Origin of the sequence: Flavobacterium sp. XGLA_31 (assembly GCF_051547105.1) — a bacterium.
Taxonomy (GTDB): Bacteria; Bacteroidota; Bacteroidia; order Flavobacteriales; family Flavobacteriaceae; genus Flavobacterium.
In genome coordinates this window covers 170,928-189,909 of sequence record NZ_JBPTTM010000001.1, presented here as the reverse complement: position 1 = coordinate 189,909, position 18,982 = coordinate 170,928, and the positions used below count along the sequence as shown (strand labels likewise).

The window sequence follows — 18,982 nt, the reverse complement described above, 5'->3', positions numbered from 1 at the left end:
ATGTTCATTAAAGAAATTGAGTTAAATAATTTCAGGATATATAAAGGAAGTAATAAAATAAATCTTCTGCCTGAAAAGGATAAAAACATTATTGTTGTAAGTGGTAAAAATGGATTTGGAAAGACAACTTTTCTAATGTCATTGGTTTGGTGTTTATACGGCAAACAAATGGAAAAAGTAGATGAGTTGTATCAGAAAGAAATTGCCGATAAAGGAGGTTATGGAAAATACATAGGTAATAGTTTAAATCGTCTTGCAAAAGTTGAAGGAGAAACGAAATTTTCCGTTTCAGTAACTTTTAGAGATGTTAAAATTCCTGAAATTACTTGTAATGAAATTAAAATCACTAGAACTTATGATATTGTTACAAGTGCAAGTGATAAAGTCGAAGTCTTGATTGATGGTTTTCAGAATGAATTGATTCAAGATTTAACGACTGATGGTAAACAAGACGGCGAAGAGATATTTATTAGGGACTTTATTTTACCAATAGAAATTGCAAAATTTTTCTTTTTTGATGCTGAAAAGATAGTTTCACTCGCTGAAATCAATTCTCCCGAGCAAAGAAGATTATTGAGTAAAGCTTACACGGAAGTTTTAGGTATCAAAAAATATGAAGATTTAAAGGAGCAATTAGAAAATATTCAGGATGAATATAGAAAGAAGTTTGCTAAACCTCAAGAGAGAACAGAGTTCAATCAGATTATTGCTGACATCGATAATCGACAAATAAATATTGATGAAGTTGAATTACAGATTCAACAACTTAATCAAGAAAAAATTGAAAAGCAAAGCAATTCAAATGAAATTCAAATGAAGCTAATTCAAGAGGGTAATATGATGACTCTTGAACAACTAAACGAGCTTAAAGAATTTGAAAATACGTTAAATGGAAAAATTGGAGATTTACAAAATGATTTAAAAGAATTATTTGATTTAATACCATTTGGATTAGCAGGAGAAACACTTATGGATATATCTACTCAATTAGATGTTGAAAAAAGTTACAGAGAGAGTAAATATAAACAAGAAGATGTAGGAGATAAAACAAATAAAATTCTCAATGATATTGAAGCTCAAAAACGCAATTTTTCGGGTGTAATACCAACTGACATAAGAGATTTTTATGAAAACCAAATAAAATTTTTAGTAAAAAAATATTTTTATTCAGATTTACCTGAATTAGAAACAAACTTTAATGCTTTACATGATTTTTCTGATGTTGAAACTAATGAATTAAATTCATTAATCAATAATCTAAAACATACCTTTAAAGATGTATTTACAAAATTGAATGATGAATATACTCGTTCTAAAAGCGATTTAGATTCTATAAGAAGAAAAATTAGAGCAGCAGAAAAAGATGCTGAGGATGAATATATAGCAAATTTAAGGTCTGAAAAAGAAAGACTTGATAAAAGAATTTTTTCTATTGACAAAGATATTTACGATTTAGGGGAAAGAATAGGAGGTTTTAAAAATGAAATTAAAACTTTGAAACAAAGACAAGAAGAGTTGAGAAAAAAGATTGATGATTCAAGAAGATACTCTGAAAAAGATAAAAAAACCCAAGAATTAATTTCTAAACTCAAAGAATTCATTAAAGAGTTTAAAGTTACAACTAAAAAGAAGTTGGAAGAAAATATATTGAATGAATTAAATACATTAATGCACAAAAAGGGATTTATTAAAAATGTTGTTGTAGATATTAATCAAGCAGGAGATGATGTTGATATAAATTTATTTAATTCTAGGGGAGAAAAAATTGATAAAGGTTCTCTTTCAATGGGGGAAAGACAGATGTATGCTTCAGCTCTTTTAAAAGCTTTAGTTGATGAATCTGATATTGAATTCCCTGTATTTATAGATTCTCCAATGCAGAAATTCGATAAAGAACATGCTGAAAATGTAATCAAAGAGTTTTATCCAAATGTTTCCAAGCAAGTAGTTATTTTTCCACTTATTCATAAAGAATTGACAGAAAGTGAATTTGAATTATTAAAACCAAATATTAGTAAATCATATATTATACAAAATTTCAGTACAGACGCATCAAAATTTGTTGAGTCAACTCCTGAAAATTTAATTAAAACATACAACGATTTATATGCAAATTAATATAAGGACATCAGAAGCTAATCAAGAGATAGTTAGAAAAATAACATCCAAATTACCAGTTGGCACTAAAGAAAATGTTATTGCTAGAATAGCTCTAGGATATTCTCTTCAAAATGGTAAAAGATTTACAGTATCAGAATTTAATATTTACGATTCAAAAGGTAAGGAATATAAAGATCACATATTGTTTGATGCAAAATATAGAGATTTTTACATTGCTTTAATTTGTCAGTACTATGGGATTTATAAAACGCATGAGAATATTCCAAAGTATATAAAGCTTCATATCGACCATGGATTAGAATTAATGGATACTTTATTTGAGAATAATAACAATTACACTTTTTTAGATTTTTTAATTGAACATTTAGACAAAGGTATTTCAATGTTAGATACCGTAAAAGTAAGTCTTGATGCAGTTAAAAATAACAATCAAGGAATTGAGAAGAGTTATTTTTCTGAACCAATTAAGATTCTCATTGGGAATAAACTTGAAAATAAAAATGAAGAGATAGAATTAAATTTTAATAACACATCTCTTTACAACAACAATCATATAGCTGTTGCAGGTAGTTCAGGAACGGGTAAGACCCAATTTGCGCTACAATTATTAAAAGAAATTTCAGAAAAATCAAATCACCATGTAAACTTTATTTACCTAGATTTTAAAGGATTAAAAGATGATGATTTGATTGAAATGCAACCATTTTTTGATAAGACAAAAGCTAAGTTCATTGACGCTCCAAAAACTGCATTTCCAGTAAATCCACTATCTTTTATTGACAGTATAAACGAGGTCAATAAGCAAATGGGAATAGATAAATTTGTTGATATTATTTGTAAATATTCAAATATTGGAATTAAACAAAGAGGAAAATTAAGAGAAGCAACATATGAAGCATTTTTAACGAAGAAGCCAGGTGAATATCCAAACTTTTCCGAAATTAATGAGCAGTTATTAGAATTAGTAGGAGATAAACGTGATACTTTGACTGAGATTATTGATGAATTAAGTAGATACAACGTTTTTGAGGATAATAAGAAATTAGGTAATTTTTTAAATCAAAATATTTATTTATCATTATCAGGGGATTTATCTAATTCTGTAAGGTTCACTTCACTTTTTTTAATAATAAATTACATTTACAATGTATTTATGAACATGGAAAATACACCGAATGACAATGGTTATAGGTCTATGAGATATGTATTGTTGATTGATGAAGCTCATGTGATTTTCAAAGAAAAAAAGTATCAAGAAATTTTAGAAAAAATTTTAAGAGAGATTCGTTCAAAAGGTGTTTCAGTCGTGCTCTTGTCTCAAGGTATTGAGGAGTTTAATCAACCAACATTTGATTTTTCAAGCAATTGTGAAATCTCATTTTTATTAAATGTCAAAGATAAAAACAATGCAAAAGCTATAAATAAATTTTTAGGTTTTAGTGAAAAAGATGGAATTAAAGCATATAGAAGTTTAGAAAAGATACAAAAAGGTCAATCAATTTCTAATATAAAAGAATTTCCTAAAGGAGAATTATTTGAAATAAAACAATTTTACAATAGTTAGTTAACATGGAGAATGCCAAAGTACCTCATTTTTTTAAAGAAATTAAAGAAAGAATGAAATTACAATTTTATCCTTTCAATGATTTATATTTAACTTATCTTGTTTTTTTTGTATTACTCATAGGCGGTATTGGAATTTGGGTTTCAATTTTTCAAGAGTTTAATAAAGAAGTAGCAAATTATACAAATGTTGTTTTGAATATGGGTACTTATTATTTAGCATTAATAACAACTTCATATATTGATATTACTACAAATGATAAAATTGTAAACAAGAAAAGTTTACAGGTATATTCTTTTATCTTTTTATTTATTGTAGCTTCAATTTTTGTCTCTTCATTTTTTCTAATAGATAAATATTCGCTTTTATTATCATCAATAGGAATAATATTAGGATTATTTATTTGGCATCTTGCAAATTGTGAAAATGAAAAATTTAATGACGAAAGTTATAGTGCTAAAATTAGAGCTGGAGCAAAAAACACTCATGGTAAAGGATGGAAATAATGAATAATCTAATTAATAATAAAATTATAGGTTTCCCAATTTTTCAAAATCAACAAGATTTTATTGTGGGAAAATTTAGCATATCTCAAATTTTCAAATTCACTAGATATACTTCACGAATTTTAAATTCTTTTGATGAGGAGGGAAAACCATTATATAATAATGAAATTCAGAGAGAGATTGAAAATCCAAGAGCAAATAAGATAGCTGATTTTTTAATCGAAGACCCAGAAGCAACATTTCCAACAAATATAGTTTTGCACATTCCTAAAGAAGCAATCGAAGAGCAGAAAGAACATCAAAACTTTGTTGAAATTAAAATAAAGCAACAAGTTTTTGAAGAATTAAATAAAGCAAATGGAGATATTTACATTACAGTTATTGATGGACAACATAGAGTTAGAGGGATTGAGATTGCATTAAAAAGAATAAAAGATGAAATTAACAACTTAATAAGTGATATAAATAAATATCCCTCTAAAATCGATTTACAGGAGAAACTAGCATTTAAAAAGCAAAGATTATCCGATTTAGAAAAAATAGAGTTAGTTGTTTCTTTTTTTATAGATAAAACAATTGAGTATCAAGCAATGATTTTTTCAACTATAAATAGAACTCAAAAAAGAGTTTCTCAAAGTTTGGTATATGATTTGTTCGGTTTAGATTTAGACGACACTCCCCAAAAAACAGCAATTCAAGCTATTATTGCTTTGAATGGTCATAAGACCTCTCCATTTTACAATAGAATAAAATTTTATGGTGGGGATTATTCTAATGACTATAGTCCACCATTATCTCAAGCTACAATGGCAAAATCTATAGTAAATTTAATTTCAGAAAATCTCAGAGAATCAGAAAGGGATAGAAACAGAAAAAGGAATGAACTAAAAACCAGAACTCCTGGGTCAAATAAATTCTTGCCATTTAGAAAATACTATGCTAATAATCAAGATGAGTATATTTCTGATATTATGTTTTATTATTTCAATTGTGTAAAGTCAACCTTTAAAAATGAGCAAGGAACTTCATATTGGGATTTTAGGGATTCAACTCTAAAACCAACAAATATTTTACAAACAACAGTTGGTTATGAAGCATTATTAAATATTTTAGTTGATATACTTGAAAAGGAAAAGTTAACAGAATTCAATGTAAATGTATTTACTCCTTTCCTTGACAAATGTAAAAAAATAGATTTTGGAAACACTAACCTTTACACATTCAATAATAGAGGGAAAAAGATATTATATTTAAGTATGAGTTTAGCTATTTGGGAAACAAATAAATTAGATTCTCAAGACAATAGATATAAAGAATTAATGGAGTTAATTAAAGTTTAAATTAGTTATAAACGAAAGAGCCAAAATAGATGTTGGCTCTTTTTTTTTAGATAATATACAAGAGAGTTTATTTAAACCCATTCTAACCAATTATTATTTTTTAAAAATATAGAATTGGGTTTTTACTTTAATAAATCATAGAATCAAATAAAAAGACCAAAATCAACACAAATTAAAAACAAATCGGCAGTTAATTTATTATGTCCTTGTTATCTTATAATCGCTTTGGCTTATTTTTCAATTTCGTTTGGCTCTAAAAGGGTATTCTATTTATTATATACCTTGTTATATTTACATTAGGTATTTATATATCGAAAGTTACCCTTATTATATAACCTGTCTGTTTTCTTCCTTAATTCATATAAAATAATAGCCTTGTAATCCTTTTCGCTGATAATATGCGATTTGTATATATTCATTAAATCATTAAAAAATTTAGATTTATTGTTTGGCAAAACCATTTTATTAAAGTCTTTTATTGTGTTATGTATTCCATGACTTTTCATAAATGAATAGAACCCCCACTTTATAAAATCATTTTTGGAAATTTTCGTTTTATTATTTTCATTGATCACTTCATTTTTTGAAATAGTATCGACAAATTTAATTGCATTCAGATATTTATAAAGTTCTTTTGGTAATTCATTCCAATTAGATTTCAATGAACTTAATTTGTGATATTTCATTTTAAAAGTAGGAATACTAACTTTATTAATGTCTATTTCAAATCTTAGCATTAGATATTTACTGATAATTTTTTTATCCGTTTTGGTAAACTCTTTTTTGCCTAACATTTCAAGATATTTGTCATAAATTAACAAATCGTAATTAGTAAATCTAAAGTAGATACTGGTTACATTTTTATCATCTCTTTTAGCATTTCTATATTTTACAAAACAATCCAGTATGTCATTAGTAAATGATTTTAATAATAACGTAACTCCAATTTCCAATTGGGTAACTTTAAACATTCTCCAGATTTCACCTTTTTTTAAACCAAGTTTACAACCCAGTATTTCTATACAATCAATAAATTCATAATAGTTTAAGTCTTTTCGAGAATTTTTATCAAAATACCATTTTCTAACACTTCCGTTTATTGATAATGAATAAGTACCAGTTTTTAAATTTTCAGTCAATAGCATTCTTAAACTAAACATCCTTGATTTTTTAGTTATATTAGTCTGTAAATATCTATTTAATTCAAAATCAAGTTCTGTAAACTCTTCATCGTCAATTTCAATCTCTCTCCATTTAAAATTTTCCTTAATGAAGTCGGGATTAAAATTTTCAGCCATTAATTTAATTTTATCTATCATATCCATGTTTCCTTTAAGTGTTTTTCAAGTCTATTTAATTTTTCATAACTAAGATAATCCATACAAATACGGTATCTATACTCATCATTTTTATGATATAAAAGCATATGTTTTGATTTAAAAAGTCTTCTTTTTCTAGGAGTAAAAATCAAATCAAGTTCTGTATGTAATAATTTCAAGCACTCTTCATATTCTTCATCTGTTAATTCATTTTCTAAATATTCTTGATGGAACCAAAACTTTAATTTGCCCATAATTAATAAGACACAAGAATTATCAAGTTCATTGTATATAGTCCATAGTCTTAATGAATACTTTTTTCTCTTCTTAACACTATTGTACAAATCAGCTTTAAAAAATATTAAATTTTTATTATCAGATGAGTCATCTCTTATCCATTTTATTTTTTTAATTGGATAATAATTTTCACAACATAAGGCGGTATCATATATTATCATGTTTTCTATTTTTTAGTTAAAAATTTTTCAAGTTCACTTCTTCTGATTAGAATTTTTCCATTTCGGGTTTTCTGATTAGTGTTTAAACCTTTTCTTCTAAATCCATCAATGATTTTTCTACTCAATCCGAACTCTACTTCTACATCAGAAATAGACATCCATTCTTTGTTAAATTCGGGACGATTTGATAGTTCCGTTAATAGTTTTTTAGTTTGGATTACAGTTTTAACTAGGTTGCTGTAAACTCTTCTTTCAATTTCAATTTTTGTTTTCATATTTTAAAAAAATTTGCCGTTGTATAAATACATAATACTCGGAAATCAATTTTTTTGTTTTGAAAAATGAATAATTTAACATTTTTATTTTATTAAAAAACATAAATATCAGATAATCAGTATTTTGCATGAATAAAAAAACGACCTGATTTTTTCAGGTCGCTTTGATAAATTTTGATTTTTTTACAATTTTAATTCAATCGAAAGTTATATTCAATTTTTCCAATTTGTTTATCAGGAGCGTTATTATCGGGTTGCCATTTCGTCCCTAAAGCAGCAATTTTTGAAGCATTCAATAAACAAGCAGATTTATTTGTAGTTCCATTAACTCCAGCAATTGCGTTAATAACATTTCCATTTTTATCGACAGTAATTTCAACAACTACTTTACCTTGTTCATTACAATTATACTCTGGGGATGGTTTTTTAATAATTTTTCTTCCGTTCAATCCCGTACCGTTATTATTGTAATTTTCATAATTACTTTTACTATTAATAGTAGCTTTTAATGGAGTAATGGATAATTCAACCTTGTAATTTCCTTTTTTAGATGTTTTATTATCAAAGAATATTGTAATTATATCTTCATTATTTACATAAGTTGAATATTCTTTTGTCGTTTCCTCAAGCTTAAAATCGGTTTTATTCAAATCAATTATAATATTGTCCAATAGATTTTTATCTGAAAATTCAAAAGTAGTTATTCTGACATCTTTATTGATTCCATTATCCCAACCAACATAACTTTCTAAATATTGCTTTTCATTAACAAAAGAATACCATTCATTAAGCGGTTCTTCATTTTTTGGGTAATCAATATTTTTCCAATTAGAATTTAATTTTGAATAGATTTCGCTAGATGAAGTTTTTGAAATTAGAATCAATTCAGAAAGATTTTTGACAAGGTTAATTTTTTCTTTTACTGAATTACTCGAATTGGAAATGTTGTTAAGTGCGTTATTACTAGTCTTATTTTTAGTATTTTGGTTTTCTTTGTTCGATTTTATATACCCACCATTTATTATTTTATCTACAATTACGATTATAGAATAACAGCCATTAGGTAATTTATAATTATCATCAGATTCGGTTTGAATAGTTACAATTCTATTTCCATCTTCATACATTGAATTAGATTTCGATTTTACTTTTAATTCAAATCCTTGATAGACCAAGTTTTTTGTTATTCTATTCAATAATTCTTTATCATCAGAAATAAAATTAGTTAGCCACATTGTCTGACTAGATAGGAGATCCATTCTTCCACATTTTTTCAAGACTTGTTTTTTATTATCTTGATTGTATGAAAAAATATATCGTTCAGTAATAAATCCTTTCTCTGATGTGTCTTGTTCGGGATTGTTTAATTTCCATATTCCTTGTAATTCACTTACCACTTCTTCAACGTTTAGTTCAGAGATTTCAAGTAAATCTTTTAGATTATTAATTTGAGAATTACAATTTGTTATACCACAAATCAGAAACACTAGTGCAAATATTATTTTTTTCATTGTCTTAATTTTTCAGCTAAAATATAAAAATTGTCGCATTTATTAAGTTTTATTAATGTGGTAAATTTTAAGCGACAAATTTCCAAAATTCGCTGTATGGAAAAGTCAAAAGAAGAATTAGATAAAGAGATACTACTAGTTGCTGAAAAAATTAAAGCTTTAAGGTTAAAAGCTGGTTTTACAAGCTACGAAACTTTTGCTTTTACAAACGACATTAATAGAGTACAATATTATAGAATAGAAAAGGGTCAGAACATTACGCTCAAGACCCTTATCAAAGTGCTTAAAATTCACAACTTAACGTTACAAGAATTTTTTAAAGATTTGGAGTAAATTTACTTTTGTGTTTTTTACTTCTACTAGTCGGATTTAATAATACGGACAATCTAATTTCAGCATTTTTCATTTTCGCATTTATTAAGTCATTTCTTTCAACATCAAGTTGACCTAATAATAAATTTATACAATCTTTGTATTCTTCAACAGTTAGAGTTCTTCCTAGAATTTTTTGAGAATACCAATTGTTTAAATTACCTCTTACAAGCAAAGTAAATTTTTCCTTATGTTCATCTGCTAGCATGAATAAGGTTAAAAAATAGTTTTCCTTTTTTTTATTACTATTGTATAATAAAGCTACAAACAAGGTTTTCTTTTTATAGGTATCATCAACACTTACCCAATTTATTCTTTCTGTTGGGGAGTAATTATAGCAAGTCAATTCAAAATTATCTAACATATTACAGTCTATTAAGGTTATTATTCTCGTTTTTTGGCTGAAAGTTTACAGTACCCATTATGTCTTTCATTTTATTTACATTAATTCCAGTATAAGCATAAGTTTGGCTCAATTTTTTATGTCCCATCATTTTAGAAATATAAAATACATTAACATTATTATTTAATAAGGTAGTCCCAAAAGTATGACGTGCAACATGAAAATGAAGTGTCTTTTTTAATTCAGCTATCTCTCCAATTTTCTTTAAGTATCTATTTACTGTTTGGTTTTCTATTCGTGGAAAAATATTTTCATTCTCTTTCCTTTTAGACCAATATTTACAGATAATTTTTTTGGCTTCTAAATTCACAGGTACTTTTAAATCAACTCCAGTTTTAACTTGTTTTAGTGTAATTACTCCATTTTTGTAATTTTCCTTTTTTAAAGCTACTACATCACTATAACGCATTCCAGTATAACAACTGAATAGAAACATACATCGGGTTAGTTCTAAATGCTTTTTTGTAGATAAATCACAAATCTCAATTTGGTTTATTTCAGCAGGAGTTAAATATACCTCTCTAGCATTTGGACTTACATTTTTTAAACCTTTCCAAGATTCGTTTTTTAAAACACCTAGCTTTACAGCTTCTTTTAACACAGTTTTTAAAAATTTAATCATGTTGTATCTACCGCTTTTAGTTTCTACAAGATAATTATCAAACTCAACCATAAAAGAATAATCAATTTCTGAAACCATTAAGTTCGGTTTAAAGTCGTCTATTTTTTTTCCAAGTGTAGTGTAATGGATTTGAGTACTTTCTCTTATAGTTTGGAAATGGCGTTTACAAAAAGATTCATAAAATGTAGAAAACAAAATTTCATTATCGGTTTCAGTTTTTCCATTCCAAAAGTTTGAAATGTCAGTTTTAGATAATGGTCTGCCAATACTTTTAGATTCTCTGATAAAGTCTTCCAGATTTTGTTTTTTCTTTTTAATTACAGCATTTAGATTTCCAAAGCCTTTTCCGATACCTTGTTCTTTATCTTTATCCCAATACTTCTCTTCAATAAATTCAGATGTAGAAAATTTTTGAGTTACATTGTTGTATTGTAGTACAACGTAGATTGGACAAGTTCCATTTTTTCTAATTTTGTCCGTTCTTAAAACGGCTCTTACTGTGTAATAATTAATTGTCATTTTTAAAATATTTAATATTAATACTTACATTAACTCTAGTAAGCATTTTTTTCTCTTATTTTTTCAAGAGCTAAATTAGATACTTTTTTACAATTAAACTACTGATTATCAAATAATTATAAAAATTTAACTAAATTTGGTAACATTAAATTAACATAAATATAACATTAAAATAACATTAAGAGCCTATTTTTAAGGAAAAAAACTACAAAAAATGAATTTTAAATGACAGTTTATTTAAAAAAAGAGATTAGGGAGTGTTTTTTTTGAATAAAATGATATATTTGCACTGTTGAAATTTACAGGAAACATCCCCTAGGACATTACCTATTTAATTCCAACCTTTGTAAAGCCTAGTATTTACTCAAAATATATGGTCGAGTTCGAGTCCCGTCCAGACCGCTAAAATTGGGAAAGGTTTTCAGCAATGAAAACCTTTTTTGCCCAAAATAAGATTCTTAAAAGAACTTGTTTTCGGCTTCCAAGAAAGTATCTAAGATTAGTTGTGTTGTTTCGATACGAATTTGTAACTCGTATCAAGGTTTAGTAGTTAGACCAATGAAAAGCTTTCCCTTAACAGGGATGGCTTTTTTGCTTTTAGGAACATTGGTTTTTTTTCTTTATTTTTGATTCGATGATGAAAAAAATAATACAGCTTTCTTTTTGCACTCTTTTGTTGGTTTGTTTAACCGGCAGTGTTTTTGCTCAGGATAAACAAACTGGTGACCCCGACGGACCGTTGAAGGCAGTGTTGTATCAAAAGTATAAGAGACAGGCCCAGGCCTACGATAAGAAGGAATTTGATGCCTTGTTTTTTGAGTTTTTCCAAAAGCAAAAAAATCCGGAGTTGATACTTACCAAAGAAGAGTTCTATAGTTATACCGTTAAAATAGCGGCCTATTCTGAAAAATTAGGTCTTTTATACAAAGAGCAAAAAGAAGAGGCGCTCCGTACAAAACAAGAATGGTTGGCTAAAAGCTATGCTGATTATTTACAATCCAAAAAACATTAATCTTGAAAAAGCTCTTACCAATACTGCTGGGTGTTCTACTGCTGCAATCTTGTCAATACTTTGAGAAGCGGGTGCCTACGGAACAAGAGTTGCTCGAGAAGCAAATGAAAGAAATCAACTGGCAGGAAGTAGATGAATATCCTTCGGTGGCTGATTGTGAAACCCTGACAGATGCCCTGCAGCGCAAGCAATGTTTTTTTGATTTTATGCAAACCGTCATTGAACAAAAACTGGCGGTAGATACGTTGGCCACTTTATTCCCTAAACTGGATACGATTGAGGTTAAAGTCACCGTTTTGCCTAATGCTTCTTTAACTTTTGAGCCCCAATTTCCCAAAGACTCGGTGGCTTATGATACGATTAAAATAGACAGTATACTGCACGCCCGATTGATAGACTTTCCTAAAGTAAATCCGGCGATTAAAAGAGGTATTCCGGTGAAGACGCAGTTTGTGTTGCCGGTGATTATTAAGCAGGAATAGTTTTTACCGGTTTCCTTTATCCTTTCTTTATTTTGATTTTTGCTTTGCAGGTTTCGTTTTGTGCAAAACAGATTTCGATTTTAGCTTACCTCATTTCGTTTTGAGTCTTACTGATTTCGATTCGAATTACACCCGTTTTGTTTCAGGCAACGATTATTTTGATTTAAGCTTACCTCATTTCGGTTTGAGCTTAGCACGTTTCGTTTTGTGTTTTGATTATTTTGATTTGAGTACTACCCGCTTCGTTTCAGGCAACACTCATTTCGATTTAAGCTTATCTCATTTCGTTTCAAGCTTTGCCGGTTTCGGTTTAGGCGTGGCCGATTTTGATTTGTGTTTCATTCATTTCGATTTTTGCAAAAACGGTGTGTTTTTTTGCGAAGGGTTTCCTTTTTGTAATTTAACCGAAAAGCTATTGGATTATTTTTTAAAGGTTCTTCCCTTCCAGCTGAAGCTTCCGAACAGCGAATAGATTCCTACTGAGCTTGAGAATAAAGGATAGACCAGACTGCTTGCCAATGGGAGTACCCATTTGCCTTTTAGCAGGTATTTGTTTGCTTTGTAGAGCAGGGCATAGTCAACGGCATATTTGATTAAAAAGACGGTCAGAACGATTCTCCAGTCCAACAGGCCCATAACGGATGCGATACCTCCTGTGACCAAGCTTAGGTTCATTAGTAACACTACTAAAGCCAAAAGTTTGGCGTAGGTGTTTTGATAGCCGGTAGTTTTAGCTGCCCAGCGAACCCTTTGCATAAAGAGTTTGTACAAATCGTTCTCGGGTTTGGTTCTGACAATGGTTTCCAGGTGTTTGAGGTAATGCACTTTTTCGGGTGCTTTGGCCACGGCTTTTTGCAGCAGGAATACATCATCGCCGCCGGCTATTTTTTCATTTCCATTGAAGCCATCAAGTTCCCGAAATAATTTTTTGGTGTAGGCAAAATTAGCACCATTGCACATAAAAGGCTTACCGATACCAAAACTGCCTATAGTGGTTCCCTGCAAACTCAGTAAGTCCAATTGTTGGAAATGATGGAACCAGTTGTTCTTGGTTTTATACGCTACAGCACCCACGATCATTTCGGGGTGGTGGGATTGAATGTAATTGTCGATGGTATGCAACCAATTTTTAGGCACCGTACAATCGCCGTCGGTGGTGATAATCCAATCGTTTTTGGCAATGGGCATGGCTCGGGCTATGGCGTCTTTTTTGGGCGAATTGGTGAGTCTGAGGTTTTCTAAAAGGGTGGTATCAATGTCGTCATGCTGCACGCGCCACTGTATGCAAATGCGTTCGGATTTGTCTGTAGAGAAATCATCTACCATGATAATTTCAATCAACTCGCGCGGGTAATTCAGTTTGGAAAAAGAACGCAACAACTTGGGCAGGTTCTTTTCTTCATTTCGAAAAGGGACAATGATGGTGAAAGCGGTTTTGGGTGTTGCCTCGGTGCGTTTAAACGATTTTACTTTGTTATACCCCAAAATCAACTGGAGAATGAGTAGGGTGTAGGCGATTAAAATGAGGACTAAAACTAAGGTGCTTGTTTCCATTTCGGTTTAAATTTTAAGACAAAATAACTGCCGATAACTACCGGCAACACGACGTTCAAAAACCACATCAGGGTACTGATGAACACCACTATCCACTCGTTGACCCCTAATTTTCCGAAGAAATACACCGCAACACTTCCTTTTACGGCAAAATCAAGGAACTGAAAACTCGGTAAGGAAGACGCCAAAAAATAAACAGTGGCGATGGTAGCCATCATCGTCAGATAGGGTAAATCTACATCAAAAGCCAGAAATAAAAAATAGTATTGATGCGAAAAAACCAAATAGCGGAGGATGGCCAGCACTATATTTTTTTGATGAATGCGTTTGGGAATCTCGTTTATTTTATGTGTGAGTTTTTGAATAGAGTAGCCTTTTATTTTGATGTTTTTTGAGGCGATGGATATCAGATAAAAGAAAACAGCCAATAAAAGAATTGCTGATGCCCATTGCCAATAGCCCAATACGAACAAACCCATCGTTCCAAACAGTATGGTTAAGACCATTTGAATTCCGTTGCAGATGAGGTTGAGGAAAATGATTTTTTTGGTTTTGGTTTTTTCAAAGTACAGTGCTTTTCCGGCGTATTCTCCGAGTCCGTTTGGCGTGAAAATTCCGGCGGTCAAGGCTCCCAGGACTTGTTTTGTTGATTCGCCAACGGATATGGGTTTCAAATGAGACACCAAGTTTTGCCACTTTAGGATTTCGAGATAACGATTGGCCACACTAAAGGAGAGCAAGAACAAAATCCCGGCGACGGATTGCTTCTTTTTGAGTAGCGCGGTGAATTTGGGCCAGTCTAATTGGTCATTATGAACGAGTTGGTTGTAAATGAAATAAAAGGCGGCAGTTACAATCAAAAGTTTGATGATAAAAACGGCGAATTGCTTAGCTTTGTGAGGAATTGAAATCATTGGTACAAAAGTAGTCAATTTGAAAATGACGGTATCATTATTTGAAAACGATTAACTTAAGCATGGCAAACGAACGCATCATATTAGGGATTGACCCGGGGACTACCATTATGGGGTTTGGACTGATTAAAGTGGTCAACAAAAAGATGGAGTTTCTGCAACTGAATGAATTGATTCTGAGTAAGTATGACGATCATTACACTAAACTCAAGGTTATTTTTGAGCGCACGATTGAACTCATTGAAACCCATCATCCCGATGAAATTGCCATTGAAGCTCCTTTCTTTGGCAAAAATGTACAGTCCATGTTGAAATTGGGAAGAGCACAAGGAGTTGCCATGGCAGCCGGATTGTCGCGTCAAATTCCGATTACGGAATACGAGCCCAAGAAAATAAAAATGGCCATTACCGGTAACGGAAATGCCAGTAAAGAGCAAGTGGCTAAAATGCTGCAGCAACTGTTAGGGTTGAAAGAATTGCCTAAAAACCTGGATTCTACCGATGGTTTGGCGGCGGCGGTGTGTCATTTTTTCAATTCGGGGAAAGTGATTGGCAGTAAGAGTTACAGCGGTTGGGATGCTTTTGTGAAGCAGAATGAAAATAGAGTAAAAAAATAGCCGGAAGAAATTCCGGCTATTTTTTTATTTTAATGGCTGTTTATTCAGCATATTGGTATCTGAAGGTTCCTTCAGTGATTGTATAATCAGGAGTAGTTTGATTCTCAAGATCATCAACCGTGTTAAACTGGAAAGTTCCCTTTACAATTTTAGTTGTAGTATTTACTTCCGTTATGATGATGGTTCCGTTTTTCGTATTTTCAGAAATATTATTAGAATTATCGATTAAATCAATAAAATGAGAAGGGGGGGTGTCAAAGGTTTCCTGACCAAGGGTATAAGTACCCACTGCAATATCGGATCTTTTTAACCAGATATTAATTTCGGGATTACCCCAAACCCCACCGGATCTTCCTTGTAGCATCACGTAATCTTCCAAAGGGAAATAACTCCAGATGTTAGTGGTTGAAAACATGTTGCCGCCAAAGGGATTATTGGCTTGGAATGTTGTGCCATTGATTTTTGCTGTCATGGCATAAGTTGGAATTTGTTCTGTGCTTCCGCTGTCAGATGACGAGGAGCATGATGTTAATGCTAACGATACAGTTAGCAGTAAAAAAGCGATTTTTTTCATAAAGAGAGTTTATTGTTTATGCTAAAATAGAATTTTAATTGATTGGTTAAAGTTGTAAGACTGTTTTTTTTAGGAAAAAACAGAATAAATTTTGACACAGCCCGAATTGTCTTTTAATACGCTTTGATAGAAGGGAAGTTCTATAGAGATTGAATATATTTGCCAAATCTATGTCCGGCATCTACATCCATATTCCATTTTGCAAGCAGGCGTGTCATTACTGTGACTTTCATTTTTCGACTTCGTTAAAGAAGAAAGATGAAATGGTTGCGGCCTTGGCCAAGGAAATTGCGTTGCGCAAGGAGGAGTTTAACGATGAGGTGGTAGAGACGATTTATTTTGGCGGAGGTACGCCCAGTATTTTGGAAGTTTCGGATTTGCAACTGTTGATTGATGCCGTTTACCACAATTACGATGTAGCTGAAAACCCTGAAATTACAGTTGAAGCCAACCCGGATGATTTAACCGAAGAGCGCATCATTCAATTGTCAAACAACCGAATAAACCGTTTGAGTATTGGCATACAATCGTTTTTTGAAGACGATTTGAAGCTGATGAACCGTGCCCACAATTCGGCGGAAGCCCAAAAATGTTTGGAAATAGCTACCCGCTATTTTGATAACATTACCATTGATTTGATTTACGGCATGCCGGGGATGAGTCATGAAAAATGGCTTCAGAATATTGAAACAGCTTTGTCGTATAATATTCCGCATATTTCCAGTTATGCCTTGACCGTGGAGCCCAAAACGGCTTTGCATTCCTTTATTCAGAAAGGAATTATCCCGCCACTCGATGATGAGTTGGCTCAGGAACATTTTCATTTGCTGGTGGATACACTTGAGGCCAACGGATTCATCCATTATGAGTTGTCCAATTTTGGGAAAGAAAACTATTTTTCTAAAAACAATTCGAGTTATTGGTTGGGTAAAAAATATATAGGCATTGGTCCATCGGCGCATAGTTATAACGGAGTTTCCCGAAGCTGGAATGTGTCGAATAATTCACGTTATTTAAAAGATATAGTCGAAAATCAATTGCCTTCGGAAACAGAAACCTTAACCCGAACAGACCGGTACAACGAATACATCATGACAGGACTCCGAACCATTTGGGGTGTTTCTTTGGACAGGATTCAGGCGGAATTTGGTAAGTCCTATTTGGAATATCTGAACCAACAGGCGGCAAAGTATATCGAAGATCACTTGTTGTATGTAGACGATAACATTCTGCGAACCACTAAAAGCGGGAAGTTTTTGGGAGATGGGATTGCGAGTGATTTGTTTTTGCTAAATTTGGAGTAAAATCATTTCCATTGAAAGCACTCATTAATAATCAATTCGAAATCGACTTATCAAAACCCATCGATATTTCGATTCCTTTATCCAATACTGAAGCCAATCCGATTGCCTGGTATATTGAAAAACCAACTATAGAGCCGGTAAAATTTGGGGATTGGATAGGGAAAGTTTCGGAAGGCAGCTCGACAAATTTCAACAACATTTTCTTCAATCCTCACGGACACGGAACACACACGGAATGTCTCGGTCATATCACCAAAGCATTTTACAGTATTAATCAATGCCTGAAGCAGTTCTTTTTTATGGCCGAATTGGTTTCCGTAAAGCCGGAAGAAAAAGAGGAAGATTTGATTATTACCAAAAAACAAATCGAAACGGTTTTAAACGAAAAAAACCCTGAAGCGCTTGTCATCAGAACCATACCCAATACCGAAGCCAAACAACATAAAAATTATTCCCACACCAATCCGCCGTACCTTGAAGAGGCTGCGGCAGCTTTCATGCGCGAACAAGGAATCAAGCATTTATTGATAGATTTACCCAGTGTGGACCGGGAAGAAGACGAAGGAAAGCTGTTGGCTCACAAAGCATTTTGGAATGTGAAAGAGGTCAATAATCTAAATGCTGATGCCCGATTGGATTGTACGATTACCGAAATGGTTTTTGTAAAGAATGATATTAAAGACGGAAGTTATGTTTTAAATTTACAAATCGCTTCCTTTGAAAATGACGCTTCTCCTAGCAAACCCATTTTATATGCCCTATGATTACTGTTTCTACAGATAAAAGCAAATTGGATTTACCGTTTATTCAAAATTTCCTGAAGGATATTTACTGGGCGGCCGGGAGAACCTTGGAAGAGGTGCAAACGACTATTGATGCTTCGGTGTGTTTCGGGATTTATTTGGATGAAAAACAAATTGGTTTTGCCCGTGTGATTACTGATTATGTGGTGTTTGCCTATTTGATGGATGTTTTTATTGATGAAAAGCACCGCGGAAAGGGGTATTCTTCTATTCTGATTGAGGCGATGATGAAAGAGCCCCAACTGCAGCAGGTAAAGATTTGGCGATTGGCCACTTCGGATGCGCATTTTTTATATGAGAAATTCGGATTTACCGCCTTGGCACATCCGGAGAAAATGATGGAAAAAGTAATAAAATGAAAACAACAATTCAATTAGAGGAAGCGGGATTGTTTCTTTTGGGAATATTCATGTTCAGTCAGCTTTCTTTTGCCTGGTGGTGGTTTTTAATATTGATTTTGGCTCCTGATGTATCAATGATTGGGTATGTCTTTGGAAACAAAACAGGGGCGGTGAGTTACAACCTTTTTCACCATAGAGGAATAGCGGTTTTAATCTATTTGTTGGGTACCATCACTGTAAATCATGGGTTGCAATTAATCGGTATCATACTATTGGCACATGCATCTATGGATCGAATGCTTGGATATGGTTTGAAATATGAAAAAGGGTTCAAATACACTCATTTGGGTGAAATAGGTAAAAAGCAATAA

General features: G+C 31.5%; 21 protein-coding genes. 12 read left to right on the top strand and 9 right to left on the bottom strand.

Annotated features, from left to right (window positions below):
• Genes dndD through ACSVH6_RS00760 form a run of 4 tightly spaced genes read left to right on the top strand, consistent with a single transcriptional unit; the run spans position 1 to position 5,531 of the window.
• Positions 1-2,118 carry a DNA sulfur modification protein DndD gene (gene dndD / locus ACSVH6_RS00775; protein ID WP_187656013.1) on the top strand — a complete coding sequence of 706 codons (2,118 nt, stop codon included), beginning with the start codon at positions 1-3 and terminating at the stop codon, positions 2,116-2,118.
• Positions 2,108-3,685, top strand: a complete 1,578-nt coding sequence (locus ACSVH6_RS00770; RefSeq protein ID WP_187656014.1) for a DndE family protein — start codon at positions 2,108-2,110, stop codon at positions 3,683-3,685. The genes dndD and ACSVH6_RS00770 overlap by 11 nt, the downstream gene beginning before the upstream one ends.
• Before the next feature lie 5 nt (positions 3,686-3,690).
• Positions 3,691-4,191, top strand: a complete 501-nt coding sequence (locus ACSVH6_RS00765; RefSeq protein ID WP_438074604.1) for a hypothetical protein — start codon at positions 3,691-3,693, stop codon at positions 4,189-4,191.
• A complete protein-coding gene (locus ACSVH6_RS00760) occupies positions 4,191-5,531 on the top strand; it encodes a DGQHR domain-containing protein (protein ID WP_438074602.1) in 1,341 nt (446 codons plus the stop codon). Before ACSVH6_RS00765 ends, ACSVH6_RS00760 begins: the two co-directional genes overlap by 1 nt.
• Before the next feature lie 296 nt (positions 5,532-5,827).
• Here the strand turns inward: ACSVH6_RS00760 and ACSVH6_RS00755 are convergent, their stop codons facing one another.
• From ACSVH6_RS00755 to ACSVH6_RS00740, 4 genes are all read right to left on the bottom strand, one after another.
• Positions 5,828-6,856, bottom strand: coding sequence for a hypothetical protein (locus ACSVH6_RS00755; RefSeq protein ID WP_438074600.1), 1,029 nt, complete (start codon positions 6,854-6,856; stop codon positions 5,828-5,830).
• Positions 6,847-7,308: a hypothetical protein gene (locus tag ACSVH6_RS00750; protein ID WP_438074598.1), complete on the bottom strand. Its 462-nt coding sequence runs from the start codon at positions 7,306-7,308 to the stop codon at positions 6,847-6,849. Before ACSVH6_RS00750 ends, ACSVH6_RS00755 begins: the two co-directional genes overlap by 10 nt.
• 5 nt (positions 7,309-7,313) lie before the next feature.
• The gene (locus ACSVH6_RS00745) at positions 7,314-7,583 is read right to left on the bottom strand and encodes a hypothetical protein (RefSeq protein ID WP_187656019.1); all 270 of its coding nucleotides are present in this window, start codon (positions 7,581-7,583) and stop codon (positions 7,314-7,316) included.
• Positions 7,584-7,774: 191 nt separating this feature from the next.
• Positions 7,775-9,094 carry a hypothetical protein gene (locus tag ACSVH6_RS00740; RefSeq protein ID WP_438074596.1) on the bottom strand — a complete coding sequence of 440 codons (1,320 nt, stop codon included), beginning with the start codon at positions 9,092-9,094 and terminating at the stop codon, positions 7,775-7,777.
• A 96-nt stretch (positions 9,095-9,190) separates the two neighbouring features.
• Between ACSVH6_RS00740 and ACSVH6_RS00735 the strand changes: the two genes are divergently transcribed.
• Positions 9,191-9,427, top strand: coding sequence for a helix-turn-helix domain-containing protein (locus ACSVH6_RS00735; RefSeq protein ID WP_187656021.1), 237 nt, complete (start codon positions 9,191-9,193; stop codon positions 9,425-9,427).
• On the opposite strand, the gene ACSVH6_RS00730 is transcribed toward ACSVH6_RS00735, so the two are convergent.
• Positions 9,411-9,830, bottom strand: a complete 420-nt coding sequence (locus ACSVH6_RS00730; protein WP_187656022.1) for a hypothetical protein — start codon at positions 9,828-9,830, stop codon at positions 9,411-9,413. The two genes, ACSVH6_RS00735 and ACSVH6_RS00730, sit on opposite strands and share 17 nt — an antisense overlap.
• 1 nt (position 9,831) lies before the next feature.
• Positions 9,832-11,010 (bottom strand): site-specific integrase, encoded by a 1,179-nt coding sequence (locus tag ACSVH6_RS00725; RefSeq protein ID WP_187656023.1) that lies wholly within the window; start codon positions 11,008-11,010, stop codon positions 9,832-9,834.
• A gap of 634 nt (positions 11,011-11,644) precedes the next feature.
• On the opposite strand from ACSVH6_RS00725, the gene ACSVH6_RS00720 reads away from it, so the two are divergent.
• On the top strand, positions 11,645-12,022 hold the full coding sequence (locus tag ACSVH6_RS00720; protein WP_438074592.1) for a hypothetical protein: 378 nt from the start codon (positions 11,645-11,647) through the stop codon (positions 12,020-12,022).
• Between the two features lie 2 nt (positions 12,023-12,024).
• Positions 12,025-12,504 carry a hypothetical protein gene (locus tag ACSVH6_RS00715; RefSeq protein ID WP_438074590.1) on the top strand — a complete coding sequence of 160 codons (480 nt, stop codon included), beginning with the start codon at positions 12,025-12,027 and terminating at the stop codon, positions 12,502-12,504.
• 420 nt (positions 12,505-12,924) lie between these two features.
• On the opposite strand, the gene ACSVH6_RS00710 is transcribed toward ACSVH6_RS00715, so the two are convergent.
• Positions 12,925-14,058, bottom strand: coding sequence for a glycosyltransferase family 2 protein (locus ACSVH6_RS00710; RefSeq protein WP_438074588.1), 1,134 nt, complete (start codon positions 14,056-14,058; stop codon positions 12,925-12,927).
• A complete protein-coding gene (locus ACSVH6_RS00705) occupies positions 14,040-14,972 on the bottom strand; it encodes a hypothetical protein (RefSeq protein ID WP_438074586.1) in 933 nt (310 codons plus the stop codon). The genes ACSVH6_RS00710 and ACSVH6_RS00705 overlap by 19 nt, the downstream gene beginning before the upstream one ends.
• Positions 14,973-15,034: 62 nt before the next feature.
• On the opposite strand from ACSVH6_RS00705, the gene ruvC reads away from it, so the two are divergent.
• Positions 15,035-15,589, top strand: a complete 555-nt coding sequence (gene ruvC, locus ACSVH6_RS00700; RefSeq protein WP_438075748.1) for a crossover junction endodeoxyribonuclease RuvC — start codon at positions 15,035-15,037, stop codon at positions 15,587-15,589.
• Positions 15,590-15,629: 40 nt separating this feature from the next.
• On the opposite strand, the gene ACSVH6_RS00695 is transcribed toward ruvC, so the two are convergent.
• On the bottom strand, positions 15,630-16,163 hold the full coding sequence (locus tag ACSVH6_RS00695; RefSeq protein ID WP_438074584.1) for a DUF6252 family protein: 534 nt from the start codon (positions 16,161-16,163) through the stop codon (positions 15,630-15,632).
• A gap of 170 nt (positions 16,164-16,333) precedes the next feature.
• On the opposite strand from ACSVH6_RS00695, the gene hemW reads away from it, so the two are divergent.
• From hemW to ACSVH6_RS00675, 4 genes are read left to right on the top strand one after another with little or no spacing between them, the layout of a single operon-like run.
• Positions 16,334-17,467: a radical SAM family heme chaperone HemW gene (gene hemW, locus ACSVH6_RS00690; protein ID WP_438074582.1), complete on the top strand. Its 1,134-nt coding sequence runs from the start codon at positions 16,334-16,336 to the stop codon at positions 17,465-17,467.
• Positions 17,468-17,478: 11 nt separating this feature from the next.
• Positions 17,479-18,231 (top strand): cyclase family protein, encoded by a 753-nt coding sequence (locus ACSVH6_RS00685; RefSeq protein ID WP_438074580.1) that lies wholly within the window; start codon positions 17,479-17,481, stop codon positions 18,229-18,231.
• Entirely contained in the window at positions 18,228-18,629 is a 402-nt protein-coding gene (locus ACSVH6_RS00680; RefSeq protein WP_438074578.1) for a GNAT family N-acetyltransferase, read from the top strand. Before ACSVH6_RS00685 ends, ACSVH6_RS00680 begins: the two co-directional genes overlap by 4 nt.
• Complete coding sequence (locus ACSVH6_RS00675) at positions 18,626-18,982, top strand: DUF4260 domain-containing protein (RefSeq protein ID WP_438074576.1); 357 nt, start codon at positions 18,626-18,628, stop codon at positions 18,980-18,982. Before ACSVH6_RS00680 ends, ACSVH6_RS00675 begins: the two co-directional genes overlap by 4 nt.

Excerpts from the sequence above, each read along its gene's own strand:
- ACSVH6_RS00765 (WP_438074604.1), top strand. The coding sequence starts at position 3,691 with ATGGAGAATGCCAAAGTACCTCATTTTTTTAAAGAAATTAAAGAAAGA.
- ACSVH6_RS00675 (WP_438074576.1), top strand. The coding sequence starts at position 18,626 with ATGAAAACAACAATTCAATTAGAGGAAGCGGGATTGTTTCTTTTGGGA.
- ACSVH6_RS00745 (WP_187656019.1), bottom strand. The coding sequence starts at position 7,583 with ATGAAAACAAAAATTGAAATTGAAAGAAGAGTTTACAGCAACCTAGTT.
- ACSVH6_RS00750 (WP_438074598.1), bottom strand. The coding sequence starts at position 7,308 with ATGATAATATATGATACCGCCTTATGTTGTGAAAATTATTATCCAATT.
- hemW (WP_438074582.1), top strand. The coding sequence starts at position 16,334 with ATGTCCGGCATCTACATCCATATTCCATTTTGCAAGCAGGCGTGTCAT.
- ACSVH6_RS00770 (WP_187656014.1), top strand. The coding sequence starts at position 2,108 with ATGCAAATTAATATAAGGACATCAGAAGCTAATCAAGAGATAGTTAGA.
- ACSVH6_RS00755 (WP_438074600.1), bottom strand. The coding sequence starts at position 6,856 with ATGGATATGATAGATAAAATTAAATTAATGGCTGAAAATTTTAATCCC.
- ACSVH6_RS00740 (WP_438074596.1), bottom strand. The coding sequence starts at position 9,094 with ATGAAAAAAATAATATTTGCACTAGTGTTTCTGATTTGTGGTATAACA.
- ACSVH6_RS00730 (WP_187656022.1), bottom strand. The coding sequence starts at position 9,830 with ATGTTAGATAATTTTGAATTGACTTGCTATAATTACTCCCCAACAGAA.
- ACSVH6_RS00760 (WP_438074602.1), top strand. The coding sequence starts at position 4,191 with ATGAATAATCTAATTAATAATAAAATTATAGGTTTCCCAATTTTTCAA.
- ACSVH6_RS00680 (WP_438074578.1), top strand. The coding sequence starts at position 18,228 with ATGATTACTGTTTCTACAGATAAAAGCAAATTGGATTTACCGTTTATT.
- ACSVH6_RS00725 (WP_187656023.1), bottom strand. The coding sequence starts at position 11,010 with ATGACAATTAATTATTACACAGTAAGAGCCGTTTTAAGAACGGACAAA.
- ACSVH6_RS00705 (WP_438074586.1), bottom strand. The coding sequence starts at position 14,972 with ATGATTTCAATTCCTCACAAAGCTAAGCAATTCGCCGTTTTTATCATC.
- ACSVH6_RS00695 (WP_438074584.1), bottom strand. The coding sequence starts at position 16,163 with ATGAAAAAAATCGCTTTTTTACTGCTAACTGTATCGTTAGCATTAACA.
- ACSVH6_RS00720 (WP_438074592.1), top strand. The coding sequence starts at position 11,645 with ATGATGAAAAAAATAATACAGCTTTCTTTTTGCACTCTTTTGTTGGTT.
- ACSVH6_RS00735 (WP_187656021.1), top strand. The coding sequence starts at position 9,191 with ATGGAAAAGTCAAAAGAAGAATTAGATAAAGAGATACTACTAGTTGCT.
- ACSVH6_RS00710 (WP_438074588.1), bottom strand. The coding sequence starts at position 14,058 with ATGGAAACAAGCACCTTAGTTTTAGTCCTCATTTTAATCGCCTACACC.
- dndD (WP_187656013.1), top strand. The coding sequence starts at position 1 with ATGTTCATTAAAGAAATTGAGTTAAATAATTTCAGGATATATAAAGGA.
- ruvC (WP_438075748.1), top strand. The coding sequence starts at position 15,035 with ATGGCAAACGAACGCATCATATTAGGGATTGACCCGGGGACTACCATT.